Raw genomic sequence first — 15,081 nt, 5'->3', positions numbered from 1 at the left:
GCGCGCCACGAGCCTTCTGCGTCGGACCCCGGGGGGTCCGGCACGCGCACGGACCGGCAGTCCAACAGTCATCGAGCTGCGTCCAGGGATCGCCTCCCCCTCGGGAGGAAACCGTAGGACCGCAGCAGAATCGCAACGCACTGCCCGGCGGCTTCCTCCAGTTCTTCTCCAGTGGATCTGGCGGCCTGCTCCCGTCGTTGTCGATCGACGTGACCGTGCCGGACTCGAAGGGTGCTCCGAACCCTCGTGACAGAACCCGAGCGCGCTCCATGGCAGGGCGGCCGAAGCACCACCGGGGGATGCGGCCGATGGTTGCGCCCGCCGGGCGAGGACCGTCGCCAGAGCGGCGCCTCGCTCCGGTCAGGGACGAGCAGACGACGAGGGATCCGACCGGTCGGTTCCGGCGAGCGCCCGCTGGACCGCTGCCAACCACAGGGTGACGGCGTGCGCGCCGGGGTCGACCCGACCGACGGCCCGCTCGCCCACGTAACTGGCGCGGCCACGGCGAGCGACCAGGCCGGCCGTCGCCGTGGCGCCGTCGCGGGCGGCCTCGACCGCCGCGGCCAAGGCCACCGGCCAGGCGCTGGCAGCCTCCGCGGCCAGGGCGCGGGCGGCCGGTACGAGTGCGTCGACCATCGTGGCATCCCCCGGCTCGGCTCCCCCGAGTTCCATGACGCCGTCGACGCCGGCCGACAGCGCGGCGGCCCAGTCGGCCGGCTCCGGCTCGGGAACGGCCTCCAGTGCCCCGGCCGCGCGCAGGAGGAGCACCGCGTACAGCGGGCCGGAGGTGCCGCCCACCACCCGCCTGACGACCGCGGCCATGGCACGAAGAGTCGCAGCGGGGTGCTCGCCGGGCAGGCGATCCAGCGCGTCAGCCAGGGCCGTGGCCCCCCGCTCCAGGCTGGCGCCGAGGTCACCGTCGCCCACCTCGCGGTCCATCGCGGTCAACTCCGGCTCGGCGTCGGCCAGCGTGGCCGCGACCGCCACGACGGCCCGTCGCAACGGCGAGTCCTCGGGGACCGGGATGTGTCCGTCGTCCGTCGAGACGACCGGCGCCACGGACGGTTCGGCGGTGACGGCGACCCGGCCCTGGCCGGCCGGTGGCCACGCGGGCGCGGCGGACGGAGCGTCCAGCCAGGCCAGGACGGTGTCGTCCACGGGCAGCACCGACAAGGAGCAACCGGCCATCTCCAGCGCGGTCATGAAGGTTCCGACCCAGGCCCGCTCCACGGTCACACCGACCGAGCGCAGCCGGGCGAGCGCTGCCCGCGCGACGATGGACAGCTCCATCGGTGGGGTCCCACCCAGGTTGTTCACCAGCACCACCGCGCGGTCGCCGGCGCGGATGCCCCGGTCGCCCAGGATCTGGCCGAGCAGCCGATCGACGATCTCGTCGGCGGGGCGGTTGTCCGTCCGCTCGACCCCGGGTTCGCCGTGGATCCCCAGGCCCCACTCGATCTCGTCCGGCCCCAGGTCGAACCCCGGCGCTCCGGCGGCCGGCACGGTGCAGGCCGAGAGGGCCACTCCCATGGTGCCCACGGCCCCGGCCACCGCGGCGGCCGCCGCGGCCACCTCGGCCAGCGGCCGGCCGTCCTCGGCCGCGGCGCCGGCGACCTTGTGCACGAGGACGGTCCCGGCCAGGCCGCGCCGGCCGGCGTTGCGCCCGTCGGCCGCCAGCGCGACGTCATCGGCCACGACCACCACCTCGACCGGGATGCCCTCCTGCCGGGCGATCTCGGCGGCGAGCCCGAAGTTGAGCCGGTCACCGGTGTAGTTCTTCACCACGAGCAGGACGCCGGCCTCGCCGCCGACCACCCGGATCGCGGCGAGCACCGCGTCCGTCGACGGGGAGGTGAAGACGTCGCCGACGACGGCGCCGGAGAGCATGCCGGCCCCCACGAAGCCCGCGTGCGCCGGCTCGTGCCCCGCCCCGCCGCCGGAGAGGACGGCGACCACGCCGCGCCGTCGTTGCTCCTGGGCGTCGGCGCGGACGATCACACCCCCCTCGAGCAGCGTGACGCCAGGGTTGGTGAGCGCGACCCCCTCCAGCATCTGGGGGACGACGTCGGCGGGCGCGTTGACGAGCTTCTTCACGGTTCCCCTCCGGGCGGGTGCTGTCGTCAGGCCGGCGTGACCGAGACCGGCAGCGACGTGTAGCCACGCAGCCAGTTCGAGTACTTGATCTCCGGCTCGCCGGCGGGCTCCAGGCTGGCCACCTTCCGGGCGACCGCGGAGAGCACGCACTCCGCCTCCAGGCGGGCGACGAGCTGGCCGACGCAGGCGTGGATGCCCGCGCCGAGTGCCATGTGCCCGGAGGCCCGGCGGGTGATGTCGAAGCGGTCGGGGTCCTCCCACCGGTCGGGGTCGCGGTTGGCCGCGGCGAGGAACAGCAGCACCTTCTGGTCGGCCTGCAGCTCCACGCCGGCCAGTTCGGTGGCGACGGCGGTGGTGCGGCCGATGATCGGACTGGGCGGCCTGTGCCGCAGGGTCTCCTCGAAGGCGTGCTTGGCCAGCACCGGCTTCTCGCGCAACAGGGCCCACTGGTCGGGGTGGTGCATGAGGGAGTCCAGCGCGAACCCGATGCCGAAGACGGTCGTGTCGATGCCCGCAGACAGGAAGGTCCGGACCAGCAGGGCGGCCTCCTCCTGAGTGATCTCGCCCGCGTCGGCCGCGGCGTAGAGCCCGGCGCCGATGCCGTCGTCGGACAGCGCCTCGCGCCGCATCTGCCACGCCACGTAGTCGGCGGCGTCGCCGGCCCGGTCGACGGCCTCCTGCCACAGCTCGTTGGGCGGGCCCATCGACTGGAAGTTGACGTCGGAGTACGGCAGCAGGTGCTCGCGGCCCTCCGGGGCCAGCCCGACGGCATCGGGCAGCACGGTCAGCGGGAACCGCTCGGCGAGATCCACCGCGGCGTCGAACGTGCCCCGCGCCAGGAGCTCGTCGACGAGGTCGTCCGCGGTGGCGGCGAACTGCACCCGCAGCCTCCGCATGACCTGCGGCGAGAGCGCCTTGGTCATGACGGCCCGGGCCCGGGTGTGCTCCGGCGGGTCCTGGTCGAGGATGACGCTGGGACGACGCCACGTCGCCTCGTGCTTGATGTTGGTCAGGCCGGTGCCGGCCGAGGAGATGTAGGTCTCGTGGTCCTTGAAGACCTGCTCGACCAGGGCGTGCCGACCCACCGCCCACACGCCGTACCGGCTCAGCCAGACCACCGGGCCCGTCTCCCGCACGAGCGTGTCGAAGGGGATGGGGTCGGCGAGCACGGCGCGGGAGAACGGGTCCCCGTCCAGGACCGGGGCGGTCACGGGCAGCGTGGTCATCGTGCAAGCACCTGTCTCGGGTGGTTCGACACCTGTGGCGGGAGCGGTGCCGGTCCCCGCGCCGGCGGCTGCGGGGAGCGGCACCACGCGTCAGTGGTCGGCGAGGATGCCGACACCGGGTCACCGACCCCGGGTATAGCCGGTTTCGATCGCCCGCACACCCTGCACGGCCTCGTCGGGGACCTCGTACAACTGGTCGTCCCACCGGCGCCGGTCGACCGAGCCCCGCTCGACACGAGGGCCGAGGCCCTCCTAACCTCGCCCGGGCAGGCGGGCCGGGAGTAGGGGGACGGGATGCACCGGACGGGTGACCGCGCGCGCCTCGGGCTCGGGCTCGCCGCCGTCGGCCGCCCGGCGTACATCACCGCCGGCCGGGACGCCGACCTGCCAGCCGACCGCTCCCCCGAGGGCCTCCGGCGCCGGGCGCACGAGCTGCTGGATGCCGCGGCCGACCTCGGTGTCGACTACCTGGACGCCGCCCGCTCCTACGGCCGGGCCGAGGAGTTCCTCGGGTCGTGGTTGCCCGGCCGGGTCACGCCACCGCCCTTCGTGGCGAGCAAGTGGGGATACCGCTACACCGCCGACTGGCGTATCGACGCACCGCAGCACGAGGTCAAGGACCACGGTCTCGCCATGCTGGAACGGCAGTTCGAGGAGTCCCGAACGCTGCTCGGGGCCCATCTGCGGCTGTACCAGGTGCACTCGCTCACCCTGGACAGCCCGCTGTGGCAGGACCGCGCCGTCCTGCACGGGCTGGCGCGCATCCGGACCGACGGGGTGGAGATCGGGTTGTCCACGTCCGGCCCTGCGCAGGCCGCGGCCGTCCGCCGCGCGCTCGACGTCGTCGTCGACGGTCAGCCGCTGTTCAGCAGCGTGCAGAGCACGTGGAACCTGTGCGAGTCCTCGGTGGCACCAGCGCTCGCAGAGGCACATGCGGCCGGCTGGCGGGTGGTGGTCAAGGAGGCGCTGGCCAACGGCCGGCTGACCGATCGGGCGGCCGCCGCCAACGGTGGACTGGCCCACGAGGCCCGCACGCACGGTGTCACCGTCGACGCGCTGGCCCTGGCGGCCGCACTGGCGCAGCCATGGTGCGACGTCGTCCTCAGCGGCGCAGTGACCGTGGCGCAACTGACCGCGAACCATCAGGCCCTCACCGTGCGCGACATCCTCGACGCGCAGGACCTCGGGCTGACGCTGGGCATGCAGCAGGACCCCCGCGAGTACTGGGACGGTCGCAGCCGCCTACCGTGGCGATGAGTCGTGGTTCCCCGTGCCCTGGTCGCCGGCCCGCCTGCGACGTCCGAGCCGTGGCCCGGTGCTGTGGCCGCCTCGGCGGCGCCTCCGACGGGGTCATTGCCTCTGGCCGAGGCGGCAGTCGCGCGCCGCTGTCACCTCGAGGACGCGTCCAAGGTCGACATCTCCGAGGAGTCGGGCTCAGCCGATCCAGGTGGCCCGGCTGCTGGACCGGGCCCGCGCGAGCGGCCTGTTCGGCCGACCCGCCTCTGACCTGCGGATCAGCTGTCGGGCTGACAGGATCTGAACCTGCGACCCCGTGACCCCCAGTCACGTCCGAGGGGTCCACCGCCGTCCGCCCGGGTGCCATCCGGCCACATCAGAAGCGGGCGGCGTGCGCCGTCGTCGCTCTCGGTTCGCCGCCGTTCGGAGCGCGTTGCTCTTCCGGTTGCTCTTCCGGTTGCTCTACCGCTCCACGCGCTTCTGCCCGTCCCGTTGGCCCTCCCGTGGTTGCCGTCTCAGGGGGTATCCGAGGTGCCGCGCGACGAGGACAGCGGCTGTGGCCGTGCCCACCCTGCCGGCCGCGCGGCTTCCCCCGGGGCCGTCGGCACCGGAGCGAAGCAGCGCAGCGCAGCCACCGCGAACCGGCTCAGAGTCGAGCGGTTTGGTTCCCTTGCGCCACACGGCCCGGTCGTGTGCCGCTCAGACGACTGAGCAGTGCTCGCAGGCCCCGCTGGGTGGTCGACGCCACGGGTTCCACCCGGGCCAGGCGGTCGTAGTCGTCGGCCCAGCACTGCGCCGGGTACGGCTGGCCCGGGTAGAAGCGGCGGTGGAACTCGATCATCGCCCGGTCGGTCGCAGCCTGCCAGATCCCGTCGTCCCAGCCCGAGCGGTTGTAGTCCCGAGACGGCACCTCGGCGACGCACCCCCGCCAGATCAGCCACTGCTGGATGTTCTGCACGAACGGCCGCTCGCGGACGTAGTAGCCGCCGTGGCTGCGAGCCGGGCCACGGATGTTGCCGTAGTAGTGCCCGCGCGGCAGGTCCCAACCACGTCGCGGCGGAGCGCCCGGGACCACGACCGGCGGCGGCACCGGTGGCGCGGACGGAGGGGGGAGGACTCCGCCTCCGGCCGCCTTGCCGAGGATGCCCGGGATCTGGCCGACCTTCGCGGCGCCGGGGCAGAGCTTGCCGATCACGCTGGACCAGCGCTCACCGCCCGGCTGCAGCCACCCGGGCACCGCGCCGACGCCGCGGGAGTGCTCGATCCCCAGCCGGTGCGGGCCCCAGCCACGCCGGCCGGGTCGACTGTCGGGCAGCAGCTCCAGCGGCACGCCGTGGATGGCGCGGGCCCAGCGCATGATGTCGGCGAGCCGCTCCTCCTGGGCCGGGGTCCACAGCTCGCTCTCGACCTGAGCGCTCGAGCCGGTGCCGCCCTGGGTCTCGATGGCAATCGCGTCGTCGTTGGCCTCGACGTCCGCGAACGCCCGAAAGGCGGTGTCCACGTACTGCTCGCAGTAGCCGTCCTTGGCGACGTAGAAGTGCCAGGTGTTGCCGTTGAACGGTGGCAGCGACCGGCGCTCGGAGACGGCGACGTGCAGGATGCCGCGACCCTGCTCGGTGCGGGGGGTTCTCCCGCCGAAGTCGGTCGGCTTGAAGACAGCTCCGGGGTAGATGGCCACGGGTCCTCCAGGGTCTCGGCCATGGCCGGTCGCGGCCGCGACCGGCGAGGAACAGCACGCTTCATCGCCCGAGGCCCACGGCCGAAGCCGACCGCCCGGGGCGTGTCCTGCGGATCGTCTGAGCGGTCGGTGATGATGCGGTTGCGATGGTGGGGCGCGGCGCCTGAGAGCACCGGGCGACGACCGGTCGGCCTGCACGCCGGCCCACGGCAGGGGATCAGCCAGACACATCTCCGCCCGGGTCGGTGCGCCCTCCCCTGCCGCGCGGGCCACCGATGGACGAGGCGTCACCCGCGATCGTCTCGTTGCTCCCGGTCCCGTCGTACAGGTACTGCAGGCGCTGTTGCGCTTCGCGGACCTGATCGAGTTCGGCGGTGAGCCGCAGCACGTCGAGGCGGAGGGCGAGTACCCGTTCCACGTAGGGAGGGATCGTGGGCTCAGAGGTGCCGTGCCGCCCGGCCGCCACCGGGGCGTGACTCGCCGCCGCGTGCCGCTCCAGGGCGCGCTCGTGGACGACCGGGGAGGGGCTGACGGACACGCGAGCGGAGCGCTCCGCGATCCGCTTGCGCAGCGCTACGGCCAACGGCCGGTAGGAGCCTCGGAACTCGGCACCGGGTCGTCCCGGAACAAGCGGCACGCCGTTCGCGTCGATGAACGTCGCCAGATTCGCCGACAGGCTCTCACCGCGCTCGTCCCAGGGCGTGGAGGTGGACCACGACCACATGTACACGCCGACGTACCACATCGGCTGCCCCGGCACGTCCCCCCACAACTCTGAGGACCGCGAATCCGTATCGACCCCGATGAGGTCGAGCCAGCGTTCGAGCCTGGGGAGGACGACGTCTCCGCCAGGGCAGGACGCCGCCAGGAGCTTGGTGAGGTCCGCGACCTCGAGCTCGGCCCCTCGCTCGTCCGTCCACTCGCGCTCGTGCTGTTCGGTCGACGACGTTGCTCCGGCCGGATGACCCGTGACGTCCGGGGAGCCCGGCGAGGGAAGGGTGGCCCCGCCCCGTCCTGTGCTCTCCGGGTGGCCGGCGCAGGAGGGGTCGTTGCACCTCCCGCATCGAGCCAGGAGTTGGACGCCCTCCCCGTCGATCACGTGGTCCGCACTCACGGTCTCCCCGAGATCGTCGTGGTGGGCCGACCGGCCACGGGGTCGGGGAAGGCCGACGCCGCGACTCGGCGCCGGTTCCGATCCCCGGCTCGGATCGAAGACCGGGCATGTGACGGCGGTCCACGAGCTCCCGTCGAACCACCGCTCGGTCCGTGGGTACTGCTCGTGTGACAAGGGATCCGGATAGAAGCCGGCGGCCTGCGGGGCGGAACCCCGGTTCGTGTCCGGAGCCGAATCGGGACCGGGCTGCGCCGCCACGGGAGTTCCATCCACCAGCAGCCGACGCTGCGCGTCACGTGGTCGTGGAACGGCGCGGGCGACGCCGCGCCGCGGCCGCAGCAGCCGTAGCCACAGGTCCCGGCCGGCGAGAAGCCAAGACGCCGCGAAGGCCCAGACGGCGGCGGTCTCCGCCGCGAACAGCAGGGGAAGCGGCCCGGGGTCGACCTCCCCGTACCGGCCGAGCCCCGCAGCGGCGACCGACAGCAGGACCACCCCACCACAGAGGCCGTGGACGTACGCCGCGGAGAGGTTGCCGCCTTGGGCGCGCTCCCGCCGGGCGAAGAGGAAGGACAGGGCGGCCAGCAGCACGAAGCACCCGCCCGCGGCGATCAGGTGGAGTTGTTCCGTCCGGACCTCGCCGAGCAGCTGCTCCATCGGCGAGCAGCCGGACAGCGCGGGTGTGCTGCCGCACCGGGGGGCTCCGGCGGGGATGCCAGGCCGCCCGATCGGGAGAAACACCACTCCGAGCAGAGCCAGTCCCGCAAGCAGGCTCAACCAGAAGTCCCACGTCCACGGTCGCCCCGCGAGGTAGGTCGCCAGCAAGACGGCGATGATGCACAGAGCGCCGACGAACACGTCCTGCATCGAGGTGTGGTAGTAGGAACTCAGCGAGCTCTCGATGTGCACACCGCCGCCCCGGACCCAGCTCTCCCCGGCGATCAGGACGAGGGGCAGAAGGATGCCGATCGCCCCGACCGCCGTTCGGATGAGCAGGTACGAGCGGACGTAGAGCACCGCCGGATCGCTGCGGTCGGACAATTCACGAGGGCGGGGCAAGGTGTCCGGGCTCGACTGACGCATCGCACCTCCGCATCGGCTCCCCCGGCCGGTGTGCGCGGGGGAGCGCCAGTTGGGAGATGACCGCGTCTCGCCGCCGCCGGGCACACGGGAAGGGCCAGAGGGCGTCGACGGCGCGGCCATCTCACTGCGGTCATCGCTCGGACACGGCACAGGGATACGCCCACGGGACCAACTGCCCCAGGCGTCACAGCTGTCCCGGATGGCCCGGGCGTGCGGTGGGGTGAGCGCCGGGCCCGCGACAGCCGTTCGGGTTCTCCTGAGAGTCGAGCGAGTCGGCGGGCGACTGGATCGGCGGGAGGGGCTGCATCGAGGGGATGGCCGCGCCGCCCAGGGTCTTCGAGGTCTGGCCGCACATCATCCGGTCGCCGACTGGTCGCTGCTGGTCTGGCCGTCCACCACGCCGTCGTCGATGTCGGCCTGGCGGACCCAGCGGCGCACCGACTCGACGGAGATGCCAAAGTCGGCGGTGACCTCGGCCTGGCTCGAGTCGCCTCGGCGGGCGACCCGCAGGACGTCACGCTTGGACTCCGGCGGGCACTTCTTCGGCACAGCGACATCCTTCCTGCGGGACCAGGTCCACAAAGCAGATGTCAGCCAAGGGCGCAGCAGTCCCCCCAACCGGGTCGGCCGTCGCGCTGGCCGAAATCGTCGGCGGCGGAGCCGATCGTGGCCAGCACCAATCCGCTGGCCGCTCTGGCCGGCACGCGTCTGATTTCCCGCGGCAGCGGGCAGGGGCGCTGCTCCAGGCGTTTCAGAGCGGGGCGCCCGCTGACCGACGGCCCATGCCGAACCTCGCTCCCCCTGCCCCACCCGGCCGCCCGCCGCCGCGCACCGAGTCCTCTCCCCGCCCCGCAGCACGCCCCGGCGTCGGCGGCGGGGCGACCGCCTCGCCCGTCGCCGGGCTGCAGGCCTCCCCCACCCTGACCGGTGGGCCGTCCTCGTGGTCGGGCCTCGGTGCGCTGCTGGGCAGCGCCGGTGAGCGGGCACCCGCCGACGCGTTCACCCTGGGCGTTGGTCGCCTCCGGCGCCGGCCGGGACGCGAGCGATCACCAGGTGGACCTGTCTGGCAGCTGGGCGCTGCCCGCCGACATGGCCGCCACCCGCAGCTCCAGCGTCATGCGCACCCTGGACAGTAGGAGCAGGCTGCGGTGGAGCGGCTACTGCCCTGCTTTGAGGAGCTGGCCTCCAACGCGCTCCGCCACGGACGCCCGCCGTCGTTCTCGACGGTGAGCCACCGGGGGCACGAAGAGCGGCGGCAGGTCAGGGTCGGTGGTTGCGGCGTCGGATGGTGATGATCCCGGCGACGACCAGCAACAACGGAATGATCAGTCCCCACATGAGCCAGCCGTTCATCGGTCGCCCCTTCTTGTTCTGTGTGAGTACGAGGCCGCCTCTGACGCGCCTGCTCGTGACTGTCAGCCTGCGCCGGATCTCCGCGCACGGCGTCACCCCACGAGGAGGACCGCGCTCTTACCGCGCCTGGAGCCACACCCGCACCGATGTGCCGGCTGATCGATCCGTACCGCTCGGTGGGGCCCACGCGCGTCGTGGAGAGACCTCTTCCGGTGCCGGGTCCCGGCAGCCACTGCTGGTGGCGCTACAACGCCTACTGCCAGGACAACGAGCTCACCTGGCTGGACTGGGGCTGGCTCCACGAGGAGGACGATCGCCGGGCGCTGGTGGAGTTCACCCGCCGGCTGCTGGAGCTGCGCGCCGACGAACCGGTGTTCCGGCGCCGGGGGTTCTTCCAGGGCCGTCCCCTCTCCGGTGGCACCGGTGAAGGACATCTACTGGGTCAACCCCGAGGGTCGTGAGATGCAGCTCGACGACTGGGGCACGCCGCTGCAGTGCAGCGGCGTCCTGTTGGTCGGTGAGGCGATCGGCGAGCTCGACGAGGTGGACCTGCCCATCACGGGCAACAGCTACCTGCTCCTGCTGAACGGAGCCCCCACGCCGACCGAGTTCCGCATGCCCGACCGGCTGGCGGCCCTCGACATGCGGGTGGTCCTCGACGGCACGGCCAGCGACCGGGAGGGCACGTCCGTCAAGGACGCGCTCGACCTCGAACCGCACTCGGCCGCCGTGCTTCAGGTCAGCCGCCCCTCTGCCGACGCCAGCCCCCCGTAGGCCGACGTCTACACGGTCGGCGCCACCCACCGCCGTGCAGCCGGTGGCCTCCCCAGCCCGGTAGGCCACCGATCCGACCGGAGGCCGGCGAAACCGCGGACGCCCGGTCCGCTCGAGGCGCGGCCGGAGTGTCGCACGCCGACGAAGCGCTCGTCCGGAATCGTGCGGATCTCGCACCCCGCCGACACCTACGGCTGACCGGCCCTCGCTGCCCGGCGCGATCCGCGGATCACCCTCCGGAGGGGAGGCGTCGGCCGGGACGCCTCCCTACCGTCCCCGTCCGACGAGCCCCTCGACTCCGGAGGCCAGGTGTGGACCCGACTCCCGAAACTTCCTCGCCCGTGCGGCCGGCGGTCGACGCGGGCCGGCTGTGGGCGGGCGGTCTCGCCACCGCCGTGGTGGCCGCGCTCGTCGCCCTGGTCGGGGTCCTCGTCGCGGAGGGACTGCTCGACGTGAGCATGGTCGAGCCGCCGCTGCTGCCGATCGGCGACTCGTTCCCGGTGCGGTACGCGCTCACCGCCACTGCCCTGGCGCTGGTCGCCACCGCACTGGCGCACCTCTTGGTGCTGACCACACCCCGCCCGCGCGCCTTCTTCTCCTGGATCGTCGGGCTGGCCACGGTGGTCGGCGTCGTCCTGCCGTTGACCGAGGACGGGTCCCTCGGCGGCCGGCTCGCGACGGCCCTGGTCGACCTGATCATCGGCCTGTGCGTGCTGAGTCTCCTGTCGTCGGTGCTGGCACGGACGGCGAGCGTCCGCCGACCGCCGCCCGGCGGGCGACCGGACCCGCGGTCCTACCGCTGACCGTGGACAACGGGGTGAGCGGGCCCGCGGCCTCCCGCTTTGGCTGACCGTCGTACTCGGCGTTGCCGCCTCGACCGTCGCCGTGGGGCATCCACGCCGCCCGCCGGCTGCTGGGACTCGTCGCCCAGGCGTTCGTCCGACCGCCGTCGCCCACCCCCCTCGTCGGTGCGCTGATGCGCCGCGGCATGCGGCGAGGGCTCGCCGTCGCGGTGGCCGTGATCCTGGTCGACGGAGGGCTTCCGCGCGGCCTCCAGGCGCGGTTCGGCGGAGCGCCGCCGCGCTCCCGACCAGGGGCACGAGTGCGTAGGCGAGGACGAGGACGCCTGTCGCTGGGGCGAGCTCGTCACCGTCGGCCCACTGCGAGTCCCCACCACCGCCGAGGAGAGCCCCTGTTGCCGGCAGCCCGGTCGGGCAGTGACCTCTAGCACGGAAGCGACCACGCCGTCCCGGCGGGGGCGCTGGCTACGTATGGCCCGCGCGACCAGGGCACTCCTCGGTCGAGCGGTCCCCGAGCGATGGGGTGGTAGCAGTTCGCCGGCTCGGGGTGAAGGCTCGCGGTCTCGTAGCCGCGGATCACCACGCCGCAGTGGAGGCAGGAGCTTCCGCGCGCCGGCTTCACCGCGCGTTCAGCACGGGGTGGCCATCGACCTGATGATCACCACGATCATGGCTGTCCGGCCGGCGCGCTACGTTCCGACCATGTCCACTAAGCCGCGCACACCGCGCCCCTCCCCCACTTCGGGAACTGGCGGTGGGACGGCTCCCACTTCACGGTGCCCAAGTCCCCCGTCGAACACGGATAGCTGAGGGACTCCCGGACCCGATCCGACACTGCCAGGGCGGCTGCGGGGCGTTCGCACGTGTTCACCGAAGGTCGTCTCAGCAGTCAACGGCGACCGACGACGTCAGCCATCCGCCGCGAACGACCGTGCACAGCACCGTTGGCCACCGTCGTGGCACCACGCGGTGGCCGCCTGATCGGGTGCGCGTCAGCGACGAGCATTCGAGCACGATGGCAGTGGGCGATGTCATCGGAAGACGCCGAACCCCCGACCCGTGATCAGGTCCGGGGTCCGGCGTCTGGTGTGAGCCGAGGGAGCGGTCTGCCTCTGTCACCCGAGCAGCAAGACCCCCGCCAACGAGACACCCGCGACGAGCAGCGTCGACAACGTGGCCACGATGAGCACCGGGCCGCTGCGGCGGAACAGCGTCTTGATCTGCACCGCCGCTCCCATGCCGAACAGTGCGGCGCCGAGGGCGGCGACCTGCACCTGGGAGATCGCGGCGAGCGCACTCTCGGGGACCATCCCGGTGCTGCGGAAGGCGACGCAGGCGAGGAAGCCGAGCACGAACAGCGGCACGATCGGCGGCCGCTTGCCCTCGGTCTTCTGGCCGGCCAAGCGCTTGCGGACGCTGACGGTGGCGACCACCGGGGCCAGCATCAGCACCCGGGTCAGCTTGACCACCACGGCGATGGCGACGACGCCCGCTCCGCCCGCGCCGGCCGCGGCGACCACCTGGCCGACCTCCTGAATACTGGCCCCGGCCCAGATGCCGAACTGCTGGTCGGTCAGGCCCAGCGGGCCCGCCAGCAGCGGCAGCAGGACCATCGCCAGCGTGCCGAACAGGGTGACCATCGCGATGCCGACGGTCACGTCCTCCTCGTCGGCGCCGGCGGTGTCCTCCATCGCCGCGATCGCCGAGGCCCCGCAGATGGCGAAGCCGGTGCCCAGGATCAGACTGCGTGCCGCGCCCAGTCGGACCCGGTTGCCCAGCCAGGTGGTCACCACCAGCGTGATCACCAGGGTAGCCGCGACCAGGCCGATGGTGCCGAGGCCGAGCGCGGCGATCGAGCCGAAGGAGACCGAGAAGCCGAGCAGCACGATCCCGACCCGCAGCAGTCGCTTGGTGATCTTGCCCAGCGCCTGCCGCGCCCCGGCGGGCAGCAGCCGGGTGTTGCCCGCCAGCATGCCCAGCGCGACCGCCCAGGTGAGCACGCCGATCGCGGGAACGAACTGGTGGGCCAGCATGGCACCGCCGAGCCCGAGACCGGCGGCGAGCAGCCCGGTCCACACCTTCCGGCGGGGTGCCGCGACGGGGGTCGCGACGGCCTCGTCGATGTCGTTCTCACGCACGTCCTCGCGGGGCAGAACGGCGGTCATCGGGTGACCGAATGAGCGTTGACCTTGGCGAGGCTGCGCAGATAGAACTTGCGACCGATCAGCAGGGCGATGAGCGCGCCGACGGCCACGATCGGAACGATCTTCATGGCGCCGACCAGGCCGAACTTGTCGGCCAGGATGCCGGTGACCAGCGGGCCGGCCGCCAGGCCGAGCAGGTTGTTCGCCAGCGTGAGCGTGCCCAGCGCCGTGGCGCGGATCGACTCGTGGGTCAGGTTGGAGACCATCGCACCCGCCGGGCCGGAGGTGCCGGCGGCGAAGAAGACGCCGACCGCCAACAGCAGCAGCTGCGCGCCACCCGGATTCAGCGAGAAGCCGACGCCGAGGCAGACCAGGGAGGCCGACGTGTAGACGATGGCCGTCGTCCACTTGCGGATCGCCACGGTCCGGCTCAGCCGGTCGGTGACCGCGCCGCAGACGATCATGCCGACGCCCATGAAGAGGATCGCGATCGCGGCGACGCCGGCGGCCTTGTCCGGTGCCAGGCCGTAGGCACGACCCAGGTAGCTGGGCAGCCAGGCGAACAACGAGCCGGCGATGAACAGCTGCAGACCGCTACCGACGTAGGCGGCGATGACCGATGGGGTGCTGAACAGGCTGCGGAGCTTGGCCCGGCCGCCGGGGGCCGCCACCGGCTGGCCGTCGGTGGGGCTGGCGACGCGGTGCGCCTCGAGCTTCTTGTCGCTGATCAGCGCCCGGTAGGCGACGACGAGGACCAGGCCGAGGATGGCCATGGCGGCGAATGACCAGCGCCAGCCGAACTGGACGGCGAGGGCACCACCGAGGGCGACGCCGAGCACCGAGCCGAACGAGCCGCCGGCCATGAAGGCACCGGTGAGCGAGGCCCGGCGGTAGACCGGGAAGACGGCCAGGACGACGGCCAGGCCGACGCTGCCGTAGGCGGCCTCACCGACGCCGATGAAGACGCGGGCCAGCATCAGCTGCTCGTAGTTGGCCGCGATCGCGGAGCCGGCCGTGGCGAGGCTCCAGATGACGGCCATGAGGACGATCGAGCGGACCCGGCCCCATCGGTCGCCGAGCAGGGACAGGGGGACCGCCAGCACGCCGACGGTCAGCGCGACGACGCTGGTCAACCCGCCGAGTTCGGTGTCGGTCAGGGCCCATTCCAGCTTCAGGAACGGGAAGACGGCGGACAGCACCTGCCGGGACATGTAGTCCGACAACAGCAGGGCGAAGGTGAGGGCGAAGACGAGCCAGGGGAAGTACTTCCGGGCCCGGGGGGCCGCATGGGTCGAGGGCAGGTCGACGACCCTGTCGTCCACCCTCTCGGTGATCAGGGTTGCCATGACGAAGCTCCAGTTCGACGAGTCGATGTGCGATCCAGGTGCCGCCCGGACGGGCGGCGGGTCGAGAGGGTCGACGTCGAACCGTGTGTTCGTCATCGACATGGGGGGTGCGGGCGCTCATCAGAGGAGAGCCCGCACCCCCCGTCGGGCGGTCGGGTGGCCGCCCATCAGGAGTGCCGGTCAGGCGGTGCCGGTCAGGCGTGGTGCAGGAAGCCGCGCTGGCCGGGGCGGCGGTT

11 protein-coding genes are annotated in these 15,081 nt (G+C 72.8%); 4 read left to right on the top strand and 7 right to left on the bottom strand.

Annotated elements, in window-relative coordinates; all coding sequences use genetic code 11:
• Positions 1–360: 360 nt before the first annotated feature.
• Positions 361–2,094, bottom strand: a complete 1,734-nt coding sequence (dhaL, locus tag MY520_RS09445) for a dihydroxyacetone kinase subunit DhaL (RefSeq protein WP_436691830.1) — start codon at positions 2,092–2,094, stop codon at positions 361–363.
• A 26-nt stretch (positions 2,095–2,120) separates the two neighbouring features.
• The gene (locus MY520_RS09440; RefSeq protein WP_436691829.1) at positions 2,121–3,320 is read right to left on the bottom strand and encodes a cytochrome P450; all 1,200 of its coding nucleotides are present in this window, start codon (positions 3,318–3,320) and stop codon (positions 2,121–2,123) included.
• Between the two features lie 294 nt (positions 3,321–3,614).
• Here MY520_RS09440 and MY520_RS09435 point away from each other — a divergent pair, with 294 nt between their 5' ends.
• Positions 3,615–4,577 (top strand): aldo/keto reductase, encoded by a 963-nt coding sequence (locus MY520_RS09435; protein ID WP_436691828.1) that lies wholly within the window; start codon positions 3,615–3,617, stop codon positions 4,575–4,577.
• A gap of 625 nt (positions 4,578–5,202) precedes the next feature.
• Here MY520_RS09435 and MY520_RS09430 read toward each other — a convergent pair.
• The 3 genes from MY520_RS09430 to MY520_RS09420 all read right to left on the bottom strand — a co-directional run bounded on the left by MY520_RS09430 (position 5,203) and on the right by MY520_RS09420 (position 8,977).
• Entirely contained in the window at positions 5,203–6,234 is a 1,032-nt protein-coding gene (locus MY520_RS09430; RefSeq protein WP_436691827.1) for a peptidoglycan recognition protein family protein, read from the bottom strand.
• A 217-nt stretch (positions 6,235–6,451) separates the two neighbouring features.
• Positions 6,452–8,428 carry a DUF2510 domain-containing protein gene (locus MY520_RS09425; RefSeq protein ID WP_436691826.1) on the bottom strand — a complete coding sequence of 659 codons (1,977 nt, stop codon included), beginning with the start codon at positions 8,426–8,428 and terminating at the stop codon, positions 6,452–6,454.
• 354 nt (positions 8,429–8,782) lie between these two features.
• The gene (locus MY520_RS09420; protein WP_436691825.1) at positions 8,783–8,977 is read right to left on the bottom strand and encodes a transposase; all 195 of its coding nucleotides are present in this window, start codon (positions 8,975–8,977) and stop codon (positions 8,783–8,785) included.
• Positions 8,978–9,993: 1,016 nt separating this feature from the next.
• Here MY520_RS09420 and MY520_RS09415 point away from each other — a divergent pair.
• From MY520_RS09415 to MY520_RS09405, 3 genes are all read left to right on the top strand, one after another.
• On the top strand, positions 9,994–10,242 hold the full coding sequence (locus MY520_RS09415) for a hypothetical protein (protein WP_436691824.1): 249 nt from the start codon (positions 9,994–9,996) through the stop codon (positions 10,240–10,242).
• A complete protein-coding gene (locus tag MY520_RS09410; RefSeq protein WP_436691823.1) occupies positions 10,205–10,555 on the top strand; it encodes a hypothetical protein in 351 nt (116 codons plus the stop codon). Before MY520_RS09415 ends, MY520_RS09410 begins: the two co-directional genes overlap by 38 nt.
• A gap of 341 nt (positions 10,556–10,896) precedes the next feature.
• Entirely contained in the window at positions 10,897–11,358 is a 462-nt protein-coding gene (locus MY520_RS09405) for a DUF6069 family protein (protein WP_436691822.1), read from the top strand.
• Positions 11,359–12,470: 1,112 nt separating this feature from the next.
• On the opposite strand, the gene MY520_RS09400 is transcribed toward MY520_RS09405, so the two are convergent.
• Positions 12,471–13,520, bottom strand: a complete 1,050-nt coding sequence (locus MY520_RS09400; RefSeq protein ID WP_436691821.1) for a YeiH family protein — start codon at positions 13,518–13,520, stop codon at positions 12,471–12,473.
• Positions 13,517–14,845 carry an MFS transporter gene (locus tag MY520_RS09395; RefSeq protein WP_436691820.1) on the bottom strand — a complete coding sequence of 443 codons (1,329 nt, stop codon included), beginning with the start codon at positions 14,843–14,845 and terminating at the stop codon, positions 13,517–13,519. Before MY520_RS09395 ends, MY520_RS09400 begins: the two co-directional genes overlap by 4 nt.
• Positions 14,846–15,081: the final 236 nt, after the last annotated feature.

It is taken from the genome of Geodermatophilus sp. CPCC 205506, assembly GCF_051383635.1.
In the GTDB taxonomy this organism is placed as follows: Bacteria; Actinomycetota; Actinomycetes; order Mycobacteriales; family Geodermatophilaceae; genus Geodermatophilus.
Note: the sequence above shows the minus strand (reverse complement) of the source record. Positions and strands in the feature narration are given on the sequence as shown.

Excerpts from the sequence above, each read along its gene's own strand:
- MY520_RS09440 (WP_436691829.1), bottom strand. The coding sequence starts at position 3,320 with ATGACCACGCTGCCCGTGACCGCCCCGGTCCTGGACGGGGACCCGTTC.
- MY520_RS09425 (WP_436691826.1), bottom strand. The coding sequence starts at position 8,428 with ATGCGTCAGTCGAGCCCGGACACCTTGCCCCGCCCTCGTGAATTGTCC.
- MY520_RS09435 (WP_436691828.1), top strand. The coding sequence starts at position 3,615 with ATGCACCGGACGGGTGACCGCGCGCGCCTCGGGCTCGGGCTCGCCGCC.
- MY520_RS09400 (WP_436691821.1), bottom strand. The coding sequence starts at position 13,520 with ATGACCGCCGTTCTGCCCCGCGAGGACGTGCGTGAGAACGACATCGAC.
- MY520_RS09395 (WP_436691820.1), bottom strand. The coding sequence starts at position 14,845 with ATGGCAACCCTGATCACCGAGAGGGTGGACGACAGGGTCGTCGACCTG.